The organism is uncultured Piscinibacter sp. (assembly GCF_937952055.1).
Taxonomy (GTDB): Bacteria; Pseudomonadota; Gammaproteobacteria; order Burkholderiales; family Burkholderiaceae_C; genus Piscinibacter.
Genome location: NZ_CALFYO010000028.1, coordinates 57,532 through 73,906 on the forward strand (window position 1 = coordinate 57,532; position 16,375 = coordinate 73,906).

Consider the following 16,375-nt stretch of genomic DNA (forward strand, 5'->3'; position numbering starts at 1 on the left):
GTTTCAGTGCGGCTCGCCGAGCCGGATCGCCTTGCTCACCAGCTGGTGCACGCCGCCGACCATGCTCATGTCGAAGCCGTAGTAGGGAAGCACCTTGCTGAACTGCGCCTTGCAGATGGCGCAGATCGTGGCCATGAAGTTCACGCCGTGCTGGTCGACCACCTGCTGCAGGGCCTCCATGCGCGGCAGCGCACCCTTGACGCGCAGCTCCATCAGGTCGTCGGTGAGCAGCCCGCCCCCGCCGCCGCAGCAGAAGGTGGCCTCGTGGATGGTGCCCGGTGCCATGTCGTGGTAGCGGTTCGCCACCGCCTTGATGATGTTGCGCGGGATGACGAACTGGCCGCCGGGCAGGTCGCCCATGCGCGAGGCGCGCGCCACGTTGCACGAGTCGTGGAACGTGATGATGCGGTCGTCGTTCTTTTCCTTGTCGAACTTGAGCGCACCGCGCTCGATCAGGTCCCAGGTCAGCTCGCAGATGTGCATCGGCTGCTTGTAGCGCCCGTCGAGCTGGCTCTGCAGCTGGATGGCGAAGGGGTCGGTGCCGCCGGCGCCGATGCCCACCAGCGTGTTCCAGAAGCTGTAGGCGACGCGCCAGGCATGACCGCACTCGCCGACCACGATGCGCTTGACGCCGAGCTCCAGCGCGGCCTCGCGGATGCGCAGCGCGATCTTGCGCAACTGCTCGTAGTTGCCGATGAACATGCCGAAGTTGCCGGCCTCGCTGGCCTTGCTCGACAGCGTCCAGCTGATGCCAGCGGCATGGAAGACCTTGCCGTAGCCGATCAGGCTCTCCACATGCGGCTCGGCGAAGAAGTCGGCGCTGGGCGTGATCAGCAGCACCTCGGCGCCTTGCACGTCCATCGGGTAGCGCACGTCGACGCCGGTGTCTTCCTTGACGTCCTCTTCCAGGCCGAGCAGCGTGTCTTCCAGCGCCGGGGCGGGCAGGCCGAGGTTGTTGCCGATGCGGTGGACCTTGCCGATGATCTCGTTGGCGTACTTCTGGCCGACGCCCACCGAGTCCATGATCTCGCGCGCGGCCATGGTGATCTCGGCGGTGTCGATGCCGTAGGGGCAGAACACCGAGCAGCGCCGGCACTCCGAGCACTGGTGGTAGTAGGCGTACCAGTCGTCCAGCACTTCCTTCGTCAGGTCGACCGCGCCGACCAGCTTGGGGAAGTGCTTGCCGGCGAAGGTGAAGTAGCGGCGGTAGACGGCGCGCATCAGGTCCTGGCGCGCCACCGGCATGTTCTTCGGGTCGCCGGTGCCGAGAAAGTAGTGGCACTTGTCGGAGCATGCGCCGCAGTGCACGCAGGCGTCCATGTAGACCTGCAGGCTGCGGTACTTGCCGAGCAGTTCACCCATCTTGGCGATGGCGCGCTGCTCCCAGCCCTCGGCCAGCTCGCCGGGAAAGCCGATGTTCTGCTGGATCGCTGCCGAGGCGATGAAGGGCTTGCTGTGCGCCATCGCGCCCTCGGCGACCAGCGGGATCACCGGGTAGGGCTTGACTTTCGGCGTCTCGAAGGCGGCGGTGGCCATGGCGTCAGCGGATCACTTGTCGAGAGCGGCTGCCCAGGCCGCGACATGCCGCGCGTCGCGCGGGTTGTCGACCTGGTAGCGCGTCGGGCTGAAGAACAGGCCAGGGGCGTGCAGCAGCTTGCTGATCGGGAACACGATCATCAGCAGCGCCACCAGCGTGAGGTGCAGCAGCAGCAGCGGATCGGTGGGCAGCGGCTGCCAGTCGAAACGCATCAGCCCGAGCATGAAGGCCTTCAGCGCGACGATGTCCGTGTGCGTGACGAAACGCATCAGCAGGCCGGAAGCCGCGATGGCCAGCAGCAGCGCGAGGTGCAGATGGTCCGACGGCGTGGAGATGTAGCGCACGCGGTCGACGAGGACCCTCCGCGCCCACAGCCCGGCCAGCCCCGCCGCCATGGCGAATCCGGCGTAGGTGCCGAAGAACTGCACGAAGACGATCGGCGCCCACACCGGCTCCTGGAAGTAGCGCACGTGGCGCAGCAACACCAGCAGCAGCGCGGCGTGGAACAGCCAGCCGAACGCCCAGGTCCACTTGCTCGACTTGAACAAGCTCTCGAACCAGAGCACTTCGCGCGCCATGCGCAGCACCACGCCGGTGCCGCTGGTCGGCGCCGGGGTGGTGGGGATCTTCAGCGGTGCCGGCGTGCGCAGGTAGAGCCGGATGCGCAAGGCGAGTCCGACCACGAGCACCGCGGTGGCCACGTAGAACAGCAAGGCGTACGTGATGGTGAGCACGGACATGCGGTGCTGCTCCAGCGTGGCGTGCGCCGGCTCAGACGCAGCCGGTCGGCTTGGGCAGGCCGGCGATCTTGCACGCCTGCTTGGCCGGGCCGTAGGGGAACAGCTCGTAGAGGTACTTGCTGTTGCCCTTGTCGGGGCCCAGTTGCTTGCCGATCGCCTTGGTCAGCACGCGCACCGCCGGGGCGATCTGGTACTCGTTGTAGTAGTCGCGCAGGAAGTTGACGACCTCCCAGTGGTTGGGCGTCATCTCGACGTTCTCGCTCTTGGCGATGACGTTGGCCACGTCCTCGTTCCATTCGGCGAGGTTGACCAGGTAGCCCTCCTCGTCGGTCTCGTAGGTCTTGCCGTTGGCTTCGATGGGCATGGCGTTCTCCTAGGGGTCAGAGCCAGGTTTGGTTGTTGGGATGCTCGGCGACGAGGTCGACGAATCCGGTGTAGTCGACGGCGGTGACGCCGTCGACCAGGGCCGCGGCGACGCCGCGGGCTTCGAGATCGGGCCTGAGCGCGTAGACCTTCAGGCGCTTCATGGCCTCGGCCAGGCCGGCCGAGGTGGCGCCACCGGTCGTGGCGGCGTAGACGCCGTCCTCGATGAGCAGCAGCGCGTGGCCGTCCTGCGCCAGGCGCAGGCAGCTTTCCAGCGAGCGGGTCTGGCGGTGCGACTTGTTGACGATGTGCAGCATGGAATGGTCCTCAGAAGCTCAGCACCACGTCCTGCTCGGCCATCAGCGCAGCCATCTCGGTGCTGGACAGCACCTCGACGTCGACGATCAGGTCGTCTTCGCTCAGGCCGCGCGCCTCCATCGACTCGCGCTCGACGTAGAGCTTCTCGACGTCGTAGCCGTCGAGCGCGCGATAGGTCTTCGAGTGGTTCTTGATGCCGATGCCTTGCGTGTCCTGGCCCTTGGCGAGCTCGTAGACGCCGTCGTCGAGAAAGACCAGGCTGACGTCCTGGTCGAAGGTGGCGGCGATCAGCACCACCTCCAGGCTCTCCAGCGCGTAGATGGTGCCGTAGGGGGCCTTGCGGTTGACGAACATGAACTTCTTCATCGTTCAGTCTCCGAAGGTGACCATGCGGTCGGCCTTGATGCCCGAGTCGACCAGCTGGCCGAGACCGCTGATGCGGAAGCCCGGCGCCAGCACCTCGTCCTTGATGCCGCGGCGCAGCGCGGCGGCGACGCAGACGACCAGGTCCACGCCGTGCTGCTCCTTCAGCGCCGACCAGCGGTTGACGATGTGGCGGTCGTCCTGCGGAGGCTCGGTGAGCCGGGTCGCGTTGTAGACGCCGTCGTGATAGAAGAACACGCGGTGGATCTCGTGGCCCTTGGCGATGGCCGCCTGGCAGAACTGCCAGGCGCTGTCGGCCGCCTGGTGGGTGTAGGGGCCCTCGCTGACGAGGATGCCGAACTTCATCGCTGCGTCCTCAGAAGCGGATGTGCGTCGAGGCGTTCAGGTTCGCCCGCGAACCGCGCCAGTCGTCGATCAGGTACTTGGTGAAGGGCAGGTCGCACTTCTCGAAGAAGCGCGGCCAGCCGATGCGCTCCACCCAGTCGGAGATGCGCTCCCAGGAGCGGGCATCTTCCTTGTAGGTGTAGAGGATCCGCTTCACCACCTCCGACACCTCGGGCCAGCGCGGCGGGTTGTTGGGCAGCCCGGAGGCGACCATCTTCATGAAGGTCGGCTTGCCGCGCGCGTTGGAGTTCTTGCCGCCCACCCAGATGGCCAGCTTGGAATGCTCCGGGTCGTTGATCTGCATCGGCGGGCACGGGGGGTAGCAGGCGCCGCAGCAGATGCATTTCTTCTCGTCGACCTCCAGCGAGGGCTTGCCGTTGACCAGCGCCGGACGGATCGCCGCCACCGGGCAGCGCGCCACCACCGCAGGGCGCTCGCAGACGTTGGCCACCAGGTCGTGGTTGATCTTCGGCGGCTTGGTGTGCTGCACGATGATCGCGATGTCGGCCTGGCCGCCGCAGTTGATCTCGCAGCACGACGTGGACAGGTGCACGCGGTTGGGCATCTCCTCGCGGATGAACTCGGTGTAGAGGTCGTCCATCAGCGCCTTCACCGCGCCCGAGGCGTCGGTGCCGGGAATGTCGCAGTGCAGCCAGCCCTGGGTGTGGGCGATCATCGACACCGAGTTGCCGGTGCCGCCGACGGGGAAGCCGGCCTTCGTCAGCGCCTCGATCAGCGGCTCGACCTTGGCGGGGTCGGAGACCATGAACTCGATGTTGCTGCGGATCGTGAAGCGGACGTGGCCTTCGGCGTACTGGTCCGCGATGTCGCAGAGCTTGCGGATGGTGTAGACGTCCATCTGCCGCTGCGTGCCGGCGCGCACGCTCCACACCTCGTCACCGCTGTGCGCGACGTGGTGCAGCACACCGGGCCGCGGACGGTCGTGGTAACGCCAGCTGCCGTAGTTCTTCAGCAGCGCGGGGTGCAGGTATTGCCGGTTGTCCGGAACGCCGCTCTCGATCGGGGTGCGCATCGTGGCCATGCTCTCGCTTCCTCAGGCTGACTTCTTCGCATTGATGCGGGCGACTTCGTCGTCCCAGCCGTCGGTGCGAACGTAGGGGTTGGTGCGCGGCGTGGCCACCATGTTCGGGTCGATGTCCACGCCGATGCCCTCGAGGAAGTTCACCAGGCCGATGCGCTCGATCATCTCGCCGGTGCGCTCGTGCTCGAGCGCGTTCTCGGCGAAGAAGTCGATCACCTTCTGGCCCAGCTCGACCAGCGCCTCGTAGTCTTCCTCGGTCTTCAGCGGCATGAACGGGACCACCACGGTGCCCATCAGGTCGCCGATCTTCAGCGTGCGCTTGCCGCCGATCAGGATGGTCGCGCCGGTGTCGGTGCCGTGCGCCAGCGCGCCGGTCATCACGTTGATGCAGTGCATGCAGCGCACGCAGTTGCTGTTGTCGATCTCCAGCGCGTGGGTGTCGCTGATCTTCACGCTGGAGATGGTCGGCCCCTGGGCGACGTCCTTGACCTCCTTGAGCATGATGGTCTTGGTCGGGCAACGCGAGATCACGTTGTTGACCAGCTCGTTCATGCCGTGCGCGTCGAACCACTTGCGCGCCAGGGTCTCGTCGGTGCGCATGTTGTCGCGCCAGGTGCCGATGACGGCCATGTCCGAGCGCTGGATCGAGTTCATGCAGTCGTTCGGACAGCCGCTGAACTTGAACTTGAACTTGTACGGCAGGGCCGGGCGGTGGATGTCGTCGAGGAAGGTGTTGATCACCTGGCGGTGTGCCTTCGCCTCGTCGTAGCAGCTCTGCTCGCAGCGTGCCGCGCCGACGCAGCTCATCGAGGTGCGCACCGCCGGGCCGGCGCCGCCGAGGTCGAAGCCGAGCTCGTTGAGCTCGTCGAAGGCGTCCTGCACCTTCGCGGTGGTGGCGCCCTGGAACATGATGTCGCCCGACTGCCCGTGGAAGGCGATCAGCCCCGAGCCGTGCTTCTCCCAGATGTCGGCCATCTTGCGCAGCACGTCGGTGTTGTAGTGCATGCCTGCCGGCGGCTGCACGCGCAGCGTGTGGAACTCGGCTGCGTCGGGGAACATCGGCTTGTCGTTCTCGTCCTTCAGCTCGGTGAAGCGCGGGATCACGCCGCCGCCGTAGCCGAACACGCCGACGGTGCCGCCCTTCCAGTAGCCCTTCTTGGTGCGGTAGGACGTTTCCAGCTGACCCATCAGGTCGACCATGTAGTCCTTGTCCTTCGCCAGCCGTTTCAGGCCGGTGACGAAGCTGGGCCAGGGTCCGGTCTCGAGTTCGTCGAGCATCGGGGTGTCGTGCATCTTCTTGGCCATGGGCATGTCTCCTTGGAGTGGATGCATCCTAGGTAGCGCACCGGGCGCGCGCCATCACTCCGGTTGGGTGCGCCGGACCTACCCGAATGGGTTATCCGGTGCTTACCCGACGCGGTGATAGACGCTGCCGGGGCGGGCCGCGCCCAATGCCTGTCAACCGGAGAAGTGGATGACCCGCGTCACACCGCTGGACAAGCTGCGCGTGCCCCTGGGCGGGCAGGAGATCGAACTGCAGCAGATCGACTACGAGGGCGGCGGCATGAGCCTGCTGCGCACCCGCATCCGCGAGAAGAGCCGCTTCACCGTGTTCGAGATCGATGCGCGGACCGCGGCGGACTGGGGGCGGGCGCTCTTGCGCTGGGCGGAGTCCCAGCAAGGGGCGGCCTGAGATGGAAGCCCCTGTTGCCACGATGGTCGACCTGATCTTCCCGCTGCACGGCCACGCCCTGCCGCGCGACCACCGCTGGCTGCTGGCGCAGGCGCTGGCCGAGGCGCTGCCTGCGCTCGCCGACGACCCGCAGGTGGCGGTGCACCCGGTCAAGCTGGTGCACGGCTCGGGCGAGCCGGCGCTGCTGTCGGCGCGTGCGCGTCTGACGCTGAGAGTGTCGCGCGAGGGCGTGACGGGCGCGCAGGCGCTGGCCGGACGCACGCTGACGGTCGGCGGCTGCGAGATCCGGCTCGGGCCGCCGCAGCGGCGCGAGCTGCTGCCGCATGCCACGCTGTACGCCCATTTCGTCGACGCCGGCGAAGCCGACGAGGCCGGCTTCCTGTCGGCGGTTGGCGACGAGCTGGAGCGGCTGCAGGTGCGCTGCCACCGCGTCTGCGGGCGCGAGCAGCAGTTGCGAGGCCCTTCGCGCACGCTGCACGGCTACAGCCTGATGCTGCATGGTTTGCGGGAGGCGGGTGCGCTGCGCGTGCTCGAGCAGGGGCTGGGCGCGCACCGCTGGATGGGTTGCGGTGTGTTCGTGCCGCACAAGTCGGCCGCCGCCGTGGGAGATCTGGAGTGACCTCAGGAGAGACGAAGCGATGAGCTATACCGTGAACGGCCGCGAACTCGAGACCGACGACCAGGGCTACCTGCTGGAGCCCGACTTCAGCGACGAGGTGGTGAGCGTGATCGCCGCGGCCGAGAACATCACGCTGACCGACGACCACTGGAAGGTCGTCAACTACCTGCGCGACGAGTACCGCGAGCACGGCCACACGCCGAACTTCCGCAACATGCTCAAGGGCCTGGGCGACGTCCTGCCGGGCTGCGACAGCAAGGCGCTGTACGACCTGTTCCCGGTCGGACCGGCCAAGCAGGGCGCCAAGGTCGCCGGCCTGCCGCAGCCGCTCGGAAAGGGCGGCTACTGATGTTCGCCTCCAGGCCGTCGTCTGCAGCCCCCGGTGGGCCGCGAACAGGCCACCACGCCGGGCCGACGGCGTACCGCCGGCCGGGCACGGCCCGCCGACGGAGCTGAGCTCATGGCCACCCCGCCGCGCCTGAAGGCCCACTGGTTCAAGCCCGAGCAGGCGAAGAGCCCGGCGCAGAACGCCAGCGCGATCGCCTTCATGGCCTGGCGCATTGCCGGCCACATGCTCAAGCGCATGCGCGAGGCGGGCTTCGACATCGACGCCGGGCCAGCCTACTTCGGCTTCATGCGCGAGGTGCTGGTGTTCCTGCTCGCCGGCGCCGACCGCATCGCCTATGCCCGCCTGGGCGCCGACGCGCGCACGCCGTTCACCACCGCGCTGGTGCTGCGCACCGCCGACCTGCTGCAGGAGAACGAGGGCGACCTGCTCGGGCCCATCGATGGCGAGAGTTATGCCGAGCGCTTCATCGAGCAGTTCAACACCTTGTCGGAGCACTACGCCGAGTTCGCCTGGAACGAGCAGGAGGGGCCGGACTTCGGCTTCGTGCGCTACCTGGGGCACCGTCTGGAGGCCATGGTGCCCGAGAAGGACCGCCGCTGGGTGATCGACCAGGTGATGGCTGCCGAGGTGCCGGAAGTGGTGGACATGCTCCGGCGCGCGATGGACGGCGTGTTCTCCACCGAGCCGCGGCGCTCGCGGCGAGCTTCGACGAGCGGGGAGTGAGCATGGGGGCGTGTGCGGCCGTGGCGGTGGAACGCGCGATGTCGATCGAGGGGAACCCGTTCGACCTGGACGACGAGCGCGCCTGGCGTGTCTGGCGCGAGGCCAAGCTCGCCGACGCGCCGAGCGGCGCTGAGGCGCTGCTGGTCGAGGTGCGCGACCCGTGCGCGCTCAGTGCGGCCGAGCGTGACGCCCTGCTCGATCGCTGCGCGCGTTTCAACATGGCGATCTACCGCGGACCGGCCGGCGAGCCCGACGCGGCACTGCCGCGCGCGCTGGGCCGCCAGCTCGGCCTGCTGAGGCTGGACGCCAACTGGCTGGCCGACGAGGACGGCATCTCGCCGATCACGGTGCGCGAGGGGGCTGGGCCGGCAGCGGCCTTCATCCCCTACACCAACCGCGCCATCAAGTGGCACACCGATGGCTACTACCACCCGGCCGAGCGCGTCATCCGCGGCATGCTGCTGCACTGCGTGCGGCCGGCGGCGGGCGGCGGCGCCAACCGGCTGCTCGACCACGAACTCGCCTACCTCGCCCTGCGCGACGCCGATCCCGCGCATGTGCGCGCGCTGATGGCGCCCGACGCGATGACCATACCCGCGCGCACCGACGAAAGCGGCGTGGCCCGGGCGGCGCAGAGCGGCCCGGTGTTCAGCGTCGACGAGGGCGGCCGGCTGCACATGCGCTACACGGCGCGCACGCGCAGCATCGAGTGGAAGGACACCCCGGCCACGCGTGCCGCGGTGGCCGCGCTGGAGGCGCTGCTCGCCGACTCGCCGCACGTGCTGCGCGTGCGCCTGGAGCCGGGCATGGGCCTGGTGTGCAACAACGTGCTGCACGATCGCGAGGCCTTCGTCGACGACCCGCTGCGGCCGCGGCTGCTGTACCGCGCGCGCTTTCTCGACAGAGTGGCGACGAGGGGTTGAAGCCATGTCCCAATGGCTCACCGTCTGGCGCGCCGCCCACCTGGTGGGCGTGCCGCGCGGCGTGCTGCAGCAGCGCGTGCGCAGCGGCGAGCTGCCGATCAGCGACGGCCTGATCTCGACCGAATCGCTGCTGCGCCTGTACCCGTTGGCGCAGATCGAGGACGGCGGCATGCTCGAGCGGGTGGCGCAGCTCAAGGACGAGGCCTTCGGACGGCGCGTGCGCGAGCGCCTGCTGCCCAGCCAGGAGGTGTTGGCGCAGCGCCTGTTCCGCCAAAGCCAGGAACTCGCCGACCTGCGCCGCCACCTGCAGCGCTACCACGCGCTGGTGCTGGAGTTGCGCGACGCGGCGCGCGCGCAGTCTGAGGCCGCGCCCGGCGACGAGGCCTTGCAGCGGCTGGCGCACCAGGCGACGACGGGCCTGGCGCGCGTGCTGGCCACCGAATCCGTCGACCGGCTGGACGTGATGGACGACATGCTCAAGGTGATGTGTGCCCAGGTGACGGTGCGCCCGAGCGGCCACCAGTTCGGCGTGGAAGGGCACGACACGCTGCTGCAGGCCGGGCTGCGCGCCGGGCTCAAGCTCAACTACGGCTGCGGCAACGGCACCTGCGGCATGTGCAAGGTGCGCGTCATCGACGGCGAGGTGGCACGCGTGCAGCACTGCGACTACCCGCTGTCCGAGGCCGAGAAGGCGCAGGGCTACACGCTGCTGTGCGCCCACACCGCGGCGAGCAGCGAGCTGACCATCGAGACGCTGGAGGCCAGCGGCCCGCAGGACATCGCGCCGCAGCAGATCGTCACCACGCTGCGCCAGGTGCGCGAGCTCGGCCCGGACACGCGCCTGGTGCACCTGCAGACGCCGCGCAGCCACCGGCTGCGCTTCCTCGCCGGACAGTCGGTCACGCTGGGCCTGAGCGGTGGCGAAGGCAACGCCGAGGACCTGCACCGCACGCTGCCGGTGGCGAGCTGCCCCTGCGACGACCGCAACCTGCACTTCATCGTCGGCCGTGACGACGAGGACGGCTTCGCGCGCCAGGTGTTCGGGGGCCGGCTGCAGCCCGGCACGTCGGTCGACCTGTGGGGGCCGCTGGGCGAGTTCGTGCTGGAGAGCGGCGAGCGCCCGCTGGTGTTCGCCGCCTGCGACCTCGGCTTCGCGCCGGTGAAGAGTCTGATCGAGCATGCGCTGGCGCGCGACGAGGCGCCATCGCTGTCGCTGTTCTGGTTGGCCACGCGCCCCGACGGCCACTTCATGGCCAACCAGTGCCGCGCCTGGTCCGCCGCCCTTGACAGCTTCGAGCACCAGCTCACCTACCACAGCGACATCGCCGCCGGTGCGCGCCAGATGGCGCAGGCGATGCGGGCCGACCTGTTCGACATCGCCTGCGATTTCTACCTCGCCGGCCCGGAGGTCTTCGTGCAGGTGCTGCACGACGAGCTGCGCGCCAGCGGCGTGCCGGCAGGCCAGATCCACACCGAGGTCTCGGCATGAGCGACTGCAGCGGCGCCGAGGCCTTCGCGCTGCGCGTGCTCGGCCAGAGCATGACGCCGGAGTTCGAGGAGGGCGAGATCATCATCGTCGAGCCCGACGGCGCGCTGCGCGACGGCAGCTTCGTGCTCGCGCAACTCGGCGACGAGTGGATCTTCCGCCAACTGCGCCGGCACGAAGGCGGCTGGCGGCTGGAGGCGCTGCACCCCGCGTTCCCACCGCACCCGCTGGCCGATCTCTCGGCGGTGCGCGGCGTGGTCATCCAGAAGGCGCGGCCGGGCCGGCGGCGCGCCTCGAAGAGCTACCTCTGAAGCCGGGATCGACGATGCCCTACTACATCTACCGCGTCATGCCGCTGGGCGTGCTGCGCAAGCTCGAGCAGCACGAACGATTCCGCGAGGCTTCGGCGGCGGCCAAGGCGCTGCGCGCCGCCGACCCGCCGGGCACGCCGGGCAAGGTGAAGGTGATGTTCGCCGACAACGAGCTGCAGGCCGAAGACCTGCTGAGCCAGGTGCGCGAGGCGGGCCCGTCGGGCGACGATTGAGGTGACCTCGATGGACGGCCGCGAGACCGCCGCCACGTCGTGTTGCCACGGCGCGTCGGCCTGCGTGTTCACCAAGGCCTTGCTCGCGCATGCGGCACGCTGCGAGCTGGCGGTGCGCCAGTCGGTGGGCGAGGCCGACGTGCTGAGCTGCAGTTCGCCGGTGGCGCACGCCAACTGCGGCACGCTGGCCGCGCTGATGCGCGAGCGTGCGAGCTTCGCGCTGCGCCTGCCGCGCCCGCCGGCGCCGCTGGTGCATGTCCGGGCGCTGCAGCTGCAGTGCGGCGGGCTGACGGCACTGCGCGGCCTGCTCGACGCGCCGACGCCCGACGTGCACGGACTGGTCGGCCTGGCGCACGAGCGCCACGGCAGCCTGATGGACCTGCCCTGGCAGCGGCTCGTCGAGGCCATGGCCGCGTGGCAGCCGCGGCGCCGTCACAAGGGGACGGCGCCGTGAGTTCGCCGTCGCGTCACGTCGGGGGGGCCGGGCGCCGAGCGGCTGCGAAGCCGGCTCGCACCTCGAGGGCCACGGCGGGACCCCGCGTGGCGCCTGGGCGTCGAGCGACGTCCTCGTCGCGCGAGGGACTGGCATGAACCGGCCGCCGGCAGCGCTGGTCGAGGCGGTGCAGATGAACTGCCACATCGCCGACGCGACGCACGCCCAGGACCTCAGCCTGTGCACCTTCCTGCTGCAGATGCGCGAATTCCACCGCTGGGAGCGCGGCCTGCCGCTGGACGCGCCGCTGGCGCGCAGCGAGATCGGCGCCTGGATCGCCCGGCGCGAGGCGCTGTGGGCCCAGCTGGAGGGCCGCGAGTTCCTGCGTCTGCCCGGTGTTGGCGATGACGCCCTCGATGCCTTCGACACCGACGGGATGAACGCGGTGCTGATGCCGCAGGGCAGCGTCTACGGCGCCGGCTGGCTGGGTGCGGACCGCCCGGGCTTCTTCGTTGCCGAACTGGAGGAGACGCGCGAGGTTGCGGACCGCCTGGTCGTGCGGGTGTGCGGGCGCGAATGGGCGCGTGGCCTGTTCGCGCCGCCGGCGGCATTGAGCGGCGACACCATCGTGCTGCGCCGCGAGTCGATGGCGCGCTGGCTGTGGGAGAAGTTCGAGGTGTTCGGCCTGAAGCGCGCCGCGGGGCCGTTCAAGGCGGTGGCCGAAGCCTACGGCCTGGAGCACGACTTCCGCGCCGGCCTGCCGCGCATGCTCGACGAGCAGGGCGAGACGCTGATCCTGCACGAGATCGGCGAGCACCGTGCCGGACGCCGCCTGGGGCCGGCGTGGGCGGCGATGCGGCTGGACCTGCAGGACCGCCGCGCCGACCTGCACGTGCGTGCGGTGCGCGACCACCTTGCCGACCTGACGACGACGCTGCCCGCCCTGCTCGAGCGCGGCGCCGCCACGTCCATCCACTTCTGGTTTGCCGGCTACGACGGCATCCGCGAGACGCTGTTCCCGGGGCTCAAGCAGGCCTATCGCGACTGGCGCGGCGGCGACGACGGTGCGTCACTGCGCCAGGCCTGCGCCCTGGGCGAGGCGCACTTCATGACGTTGGCCGAGCAGGCGCTGGCCCTGCACGCCGAGCGCGGCGCGGAGGCCAGTGCCGCCATTGCCGCGCTGCTGACCGCGCCGCCGGCCGTGTGCCGGCGCTGAAGCCTCACTCGGGCTGGCCGATCGTCATCGGGCTGCCGAGCTGCCCGGGCGTGCAATCCGTCGCCATGTCCTGCGGACAGCGCTCGGCCAGGCGTTCGCGCACTGCACCGACGTCGCGCAGGGCGACGAGGCGGCCGACCAAGCCCCGCCCTCCGCGTCGCTCAGGCTTCGCGCTCGGCGCGCCAGGTGATGTACTTCAGTGTCGCCGCCGAGCCGGCGACGATCGCTGCCAGCGCGATGAAGGAGCCGATCGCCAGCGTCGACACCCCCGACAGGCCCTGGCCGACGGTGCAGCCCATCGCGGTGACGCCGCCGAAGCCCATCAGCACCGCGCCGACGAGCTGGTTGCGCAGGTCGGCCATCGAGGCGAAGCCTTCCCAGCGGAAGCTGCGCGTGGCCAGCGCCCAGGCGCCCGAGCCGAGGAGCACGCCCAGCGCAGTGGCAATGCCGAAGCTCAGGTGCAGCGACTTGTCGGTCCACAGCAGGAGCAGCTCGAGGCCGTAGGCCAGCGGCGCGACGAAGCTCAGCGACTCGATGGTGCGCGTGTTGGTGGCGAAGTAGCCGGTCTCCAGCGTGTCCGGGTTCTCGCCGAAGCCGAGGTGGCCGGAGACGTACCAGCCACCGGTGACGAGCACGCCGATGGCGATGCCGGCCAGCCACTGCGTCGGGTTGGCGCGGAATCGCGCATCCTTGAAGACGAACAGCAGCAGCGCCAGGCCGATCGCGCCCATCGATGCCAGCCGCGCCGTCGCCGGAGCGATCCCCGCGCCGGCCAGCAGCGAGCCGAGGCTCTGGTCCTTCCAGCCGAAGCGCGCCAGGTCGATCGAGACGGGGTCGAGCCAGGCTGCGCGCCACTGGCCGAACAGGCCCTTGAGCGTCATGTAGGCCGAGATGGCGAGGAAGGTCAGCACCACCAGCGAACGCACGCTGCCCCCGCCGACGCGGATGAGGTTCTTGTTCGCGCAGCCACCGGCCAGCGACATGCCCACGCCGAACAGCGCCCCACCGACGACCAGCGACAGCCAGTTCAGCGTGGTGCGCTGGTAGATGCTCTTGGAGAGGTCGGCCAGACCGGCCTGCGCCAGTGCATTCGCCCCGAGCACGGCCACCGCGATGGCGAGCAGCCACATGCGCATGCGGCCCCAGTGGCCCATGTTGACCACGTCGGACACCGCACCCATGGTGCAGAAGTTGGCCTTGTTGGCGATGGCGCCGAACAGGAAGGCGAGCGCGAAGCCGCCCCAGACGACCACGGTGGCGGGATTGCTGGCCAGGTCCATCGTTTTCTCCCTGCGTGTGGCCGCTCAGCGCGCCGATGCGCCGGCCAGCCGGCCCATAGTTTCATGGATCACGTCGGGCGCGCGCACGATGCGCATGAACTGGCCCATGCCCAGCGCCGGCCAGGACAGCGCGATGCGGTAGCGGCCGTAGAGCGAGTAGACCTTGCCGTCGACGATGTAGATCTCGTAGGGCAGGGCGGCGACGTGGTCGGGGCCGATGGTGCCGACCCACCAGCCTTCCCCCTGCTCGGGGTCGTTCAGCGCCACGCCCAGCACCGCCAGCTTCGCGTCGGGCATCACCACCTCGTAGACCGGGGCGGTGCCGCCGGCGCTCTGGGCAAGCTGGGTACGCACCGTCTTCAGCGCCTCGTCGAAGCTCGCGAAGGCATTCAGTTCGTTGCGCTGCGAGTCGATGCGCTCCATGCCGAACATGTAGCGGTAGTTCGGCAGGTCCGCCTCCGGAACGTCGCCGCCGAAGGCGGCGCCGGCACCCAGCGCGTGAGCCAGCCGCGTGCGCACCGAGCGCAGCGCCGGCTGCGCGGCCTCGAAGCCGCCGCGCAGGTAGGCGCGCCCCCAGTAGTCGGGATTCATGTACGACACGGCACCGTCGCTGCGCACGCCCACGCGGATCGGCGCGGCCAGAATGGCCGTCCCGCCGGCGGCGCGGATCGACTGCAGCAGCGCAGCGTCGGTGACGATCACGCTGCCATGCTTGGGAAGACCGCGCGGCAGGTGTCGGCCGATCACGGTGAAACCGTCGTCGCGCAGCTTCTGCTCGACGCGCGTCATCAGCGACGGCAGATCCCCGGCGGGCAGCGTGTCGCCGGAAAGGTAGGGCCCGATGGCGAAGCAGGCGGGCGCGAGCAGCAGGGCGACGAGCGCCGCGAGCAGTCGTTTCAAGCGTGTCTCCTCAGTGGCACCCCGGTACGTGCCGGGGATGCTCGGGCGCTCAGATGAACAGGCAGACGTCGGACTCGCCGGCGAATTTCATGAAGGTCGCGGCACCGCCGTACTCGATGTTGTCGATGAAGTCGCTCTTCTCGAACTCGAACAGGTCGACCGTCATCTGGCAGGCGATGAACTTGACGTCCGCTTCGAGGCAGAGATCGCGCAGTTCGGTGAGCGAGGCGACCCCCTTCTTCTTCATCTTCGCCTTCATCATCGAGGTGGCCATCGCCTGCATGCCCGGCAGCACCGAGACGATCACCGGCATCGGCACCGGCATCGGCATCGCCGGGTTGGCCAGCGGACTGATGGCGATGCCGCTGAGGTCCTTGCGCAGCAGCTGCAGGCCATAGAAGGTGAAGAACACCTGCACTTCCCAACCCAGCGCTGCCGCCGTCGAGGCAAGGATCAGCGGCGGGTACGCCATGTCCAGCGCACCCTTGGTGGCGATGATCGCCATCTTCTTGGTGGTCATGCGTCAGGCCTTCTTCAGGAAGAACACGTACTTCCCGCCCTCGGAGCCCGAGTGCAGCAGCGCGTTGCCGGTCTGCTCGGCGAAGGCGGCCATGTCGCACACCGAGCCCGGGTCCGTGGCGATGACGCGCAGTACCTGCCCCGAGGCCATGTCGGCCAGCGATTTCTTGGTCTTCACGATGGGCAGCGGGCAGGCCAGTCCCGAGGCGTCGAATTCCTTGTCGAAGTTCATGCGAGTCTCCAGTGCACTATCCCGCCTATTAGCGGGGCTGGGTCGTGCCACCGTCTATTACCGCGATGGGTGAGGCCCGATAGCCCATTTGGGTAATGGGGTTTCGGCCTCTGCCGGACGACCATCGCCACACGTTGCAGGGCGCATACGCCACAGGAGGCTGATCCATGTCCACCCGTCGAGAGATGCTGACGCGCAGCGCGTCCGTGGCTGCCGCGCTGGCAGGGCTGGGGCTGCTGCCCCAGGCGGCCCAGGCTGCCTGGTCGCAGGCCGCCTTCGAGGCCAAGAACATGGGCGACCTGATGAAGGCGCTGGGCACCTCGGGCCCTGCCGAGAGCAAGGACGTCACCATCACCGGTCCCGACATCGCCGAGAACGGCGCCGTCGTGCCGGTCGGTGCGGCCAGCACGCTGCCAGGGGTCAAGCGCCTGCTGCTGCTGGTCGAGAAGAACCCCAACATGCTCGCTGCGCTGTTCGATGTCACCGACGCGGTGGAGCCGAACATCTCCACGCGCGTGAAGATGGGCCAGTCGTCCCACGTGATGGCGGTGGCCATCACCGCGGACAACAAGGTGCTCTTTGCGCAGAAGGAAATCAAGGTCACCCTCGGTGGCTGTGGCGGCTGAGCGCCGGATCAAGGAGCAAGACATGGCAGACCCGATGCGCATCCGCGCTCAAGCCGCCGGCGAC

General features: G+C 69.2%; 24 protein-coding genes. 11 read left to right on the forward strand and 13 right to left on the reverse strand.

Going from position 1 to position 16,375, the window contains the following annotated elements:
- Positions 1-3: 3 nt before the first annotated feature.
- Genes dsrK through dsrA form a run of 8 tightly spaced genes read right to left on the reverse strand, consistent with a single transcriptional unit; the run spans position 4 to position 6,073 of the window.
- Complete coding sequence (gene dsrK, locus Q0599_RS21620; protein ID WP_298834318.1) at positions 4-1,536, reverse strand: sulfate reduction electron transfer complex DsrMKJOP subunit DsrK; 1,533 nt, start codon at positions 1,534-1,536, stop codon at positions 4-6.
- Positions 1,537-1,548: 12 nt separating this feature from the next.
- Positions 1,549-2,277 (reverse strand): respiratory nitrate reductase subunit gamma, encoded by a 729-nt coding sequence (locus tag Q0599_RS21625; protein ID WP_298834321.1) that lies wholly within the window; start codon positions 2,275-2,277, stop codon positions 1,549-1,551.
- Positions 2,278-2,308: 31 nt separating this feature from the next.
- Positions 2,309-2,641 carry a TusE/DsrC/DsvC family sulfur relay protein gene (locus Q0599_RS21630; RefSeq protein WP_298834323.1) on the reverse strand — a complete coding sequence of 111 codons (333 nt, stop codon included), beginning with the start codon at positions 2,639-2,641 and terminating at the stop codon, positions 2,309-2,311.
- A 16-nt stretch (positions 2,642-2,657) separates the two neighbouring features.
- The gene (gene tusB, locus Q0599_RS21635; protein WP_298834326.1) at positions 2,658-2,957 is read right to left on the reverse strand and encodes a sulfurtransferase complex subunit TusB; all 300 of its coding nucleotides are present in this window, start codon (positions 2,955-2,957) and stop codon (positions 2,658-2,660) included.
- Positions 2,958-2,967: 10 nt separating this feature from the next.
- Positions 2,968-3,324, reverse strand: a complete 357-nt coding sequence (tusC, locus tag Q0599_RS21640; protein WP_298834329.1) for a sulfurtransferase complex subunit TusC — start codon at positions 3,322-3,324, stop codon at positions 2,968-2,970.
- A gap of 3 nt (positions 3,325-3,327) precedes the next feature.
- A complete protein-coding gene (tusD, locus tag Q0599_RS21645) occupies positions 3,328-3,687 on the reverse strand; it encodes a sulfurtransferase complex subunit TusD (protein ID WP_298834332.1) in 360 nt (119 codons plus the stop codon).
- Between the two features lie 10 nt (positions 3,688-3,697).
- Entirely contained in the window at positions 3,698-4,768 is a 1,071-nt protein-coding gene (gene dsrB, locus Q0599_RS21650) for a dissimilatory-type sulfite reductase subunit beta (RefSeq protein WP_298834334.1), read from the reverse strand.
- Between the two features lie 12 nt (positions 4,769-4,780).
- Positions 4,781-6,073, reverse strand: coding sequence for a dissimilatory-type sulfite reductase subunit alpha (dsrA, locus tag Q0599_RS21655; RefSeq protein WP_298834337.1), 1,293 nt, complete (start codon positions 6,071-6,073; stop codon positions 4,781-4,783).
- A gap of 169 nt (positions 6,074-6,242) precedes the next feature.
- Between dsrA and Q0599_RS21660 the strand changes: the two genes are divergently transcribed.
- The 10 genes from Q0599_RS21660 to Q0599_RS21705 all read left to right on the forward strand — a co-directional run bounded on the left by Q0599_RS21660 (position 6,243) and on the right by Q0599_RS21705 (position 12,754).
- Positions 6,243-6,461 carry a hypothetical protein gene (locus Q0599_RS21660; RefSeq protein ID WP_298834340.1) on the forward strand — a complete coding sequence of 73 codons (219 nt, stop codon included), beginning with the start codon at positions 6,243-6,245 and terminating at the stop codon, positions 6,459-6,461.
- Between the two features lies 1 nt (position 6,462).
- Complete coding sequence (gene cas6, locus Q0599_RS21665; protein ID WP_298834344.1) at positions 6,463-7,080, forward strand: type I-MYXAN CRISPR-associated protein Cas6/Cmx6; 618 nt, start codon at positions 6,463-6,465, stop codon at positions 7,078-7,080.
- Positions 7,081-7,099: 19 nt separating this feature from the next.
- A complete protein-coding gene (locus Q0599_RS21670) occupies positions 7,100-7,429 on the forward strand; it encodes a TusE/DsrC/DsvC family sulfur relay protein (protein ID WP_298834347.1) in 330 nt (109 codons plus the stop codon).
- A gap of 111 nt (positions 7,430-7,540) precedes the next feature.
- Positions 7,541-8,152, forward strand: coding sequence for a hypothetical protein (locus tag Q0599_RS21675; RefSeq protein WP_298834350.1), 612 nt, complete (start codon positions 7,541-7,543; stop codon positions 8,150-8,152).
- A 38-nt stretch (positions 8,153-8,190) separates the two neighbouring features.
- On the forward strand, positions 8,191-9,075 hold the full coding sequence (locus Q0599_RS21680; protein ID WP_298834353.1) for a TauD/TfdA family dioxygenase: 885 nt from the start codon (positions 8,191-8,193) through the stop codon (positions 9,073-9,075).
- Between the two features lie 4 nt (positions 9,076-9,079).
- Complete coding sequence (locus tag Q0599_RS21685; RefSeq protein ID WP_298834357.1) at positions 9,080-10,564, forward strand: 2Fe-2S iron-sulfur cluster-binding protein; 1,485 nt, start codon at positions 9,080-9,082, stop codon at positions 10,562-10,564.
- Entirely contained in the window at positions 10,561-10,872 is a 312-nt protein-coding gene (locus Q0599_RS21690; RefSeq protein WP_298834360.1) for a S24 family peptidase, read from the forward strand. The genes Q0599_RS21685 and Q0599_RS21690 overlap by 4 nt, the downstream gene beginning before the upstream one ends.
- Before the next feature lie 14 nt (positions 10,873-10,886).
- The gene (locus Q0599_RS21695; protein ID WP_298834363.1) at positions 10,887-11,105 is read left to right on the forward strand and encodes a hypothetical protein; all 219 of its coding nucleotides are present in this window, start codon (positions 10,887-10,889) and stop codon (positions 11,103-11,105) included.
- A gap of 10 nt (positions 11,106-11,115) precedes the next feature.
- Positions 11,116-11,559 carry a hypothetical protein gene (locus Q0599_RS21700; RefSeq protein WP_298834366.1) on the forward strand — a complete coding sequence of 148 codons (444 nt, stop codon included), beginning with the start codon at positions 11,116-11,118 and terminating at the stop codon, positions 11,557-11,559.
- Positions 11,560-11,692: 133 nt separating this feature from the next.
- Entirely contained in the window at positions 11,693-12,754 is a 1,062-nt protein-coding gene (locus Q0599_RS21705) for an Sfum_1244 family protein (protein WP_298834369.1), read from the forward strand.
- A gap of 4 nt (positions 12,755-12,758) precedes the next feature.
- Here the strand turns inward: Q0599_RS21705 and Q0599_RS21710 are convergent, their stop codons facing one another.
- Genes Q0599_RS21710 through Q0599_RS21730 form a run of 5 tightly spaced genes read right to left on the reverse strand, consistent with a single transcriptional unit; the run spans position 12,759 to position 15,685 of the window.
- On the reverse strand, positions 12,759-12,896 hold the full coding sequence (locus Q0599_RS21710; RefSeq protein ID WP_298834372.1) for a hypothetical protein: 138 nt from the start codon (positions 12,894-12,896) through the stop codon (positions 12,759-12,761).
- 19 nt (positions 12,897-12,915) lie between these two features.
- The gene (locus Q0599_RS21715) at positions 12,916-14,034 is read right to left on the reverse strand and encodes a YeeE/YedE family protein (RefSeq protein WP_298834375.1); all 1,119 of its coding nucleotides are present in this window, start codon (positions 14,032-14,034) and stop codon (positions 12,916-12,918) included.
- A gap of 24 nt (positions 14,035-14,058) precedes the next feature.
- Positions 14,059-14,934 carry a hypothetical protein gene (locus Q0599_RS21720; RefSeq protein ID WP_298834377.1) on the reverse strand — a complete coding sequence of 292 codons (876 nt, stop codon included), beginning with the start codon at positions 14,932-14,934 and terminating at the stop codon, positions 14,059-14,061.
- 49 nt (positions 14,935-14,983) lie between these two features.
- The gene (locus Q0599_RS21725) at positions 14,984-15,454 is read right to left on the reverse strand and encodes a DsrE/DsrF/DrsH-like family protein (protein WP_298834379.1); all 471 of its coding nucleotides are present in this window, start codon (positions 15,452-15,454) and stop codon (positions 14,984-14,986) included.
- A gap of 3 nt (positions 15,455-15,457) precedes the next feature.
- On the reverse strand, positions 15,458-15,685 hold the full coding sequence (locus Q0599_RS21730; protein WP_298834382.1) for a sulfurtransferase TusA family protein: 228 nt from the start codon (positions 15,683-15,685) through the stop codon (positions 15,458-15,460).
- 167 nt (positions 15,686-15,852) lie between these two features.
- Between Q0599_RS21730 and soxY the strand changes: the two genes are divergently transcribed.
- Positions 15,853-16,311 (forward strand): thiosulfate oxidation carrier protein SoxY, encoded by a 459-nt coding sequence (soxY, locus tag Q0599_RS21735; RefSeq protein ID WP_298834385.1) that lies wholly within the window; start codon positions 15,853-15,855, stop codon positions 16,309-16,311.
- The last annotated feature ends 64 nt before the right edge of the window (positions 16,312-16,375 follow it).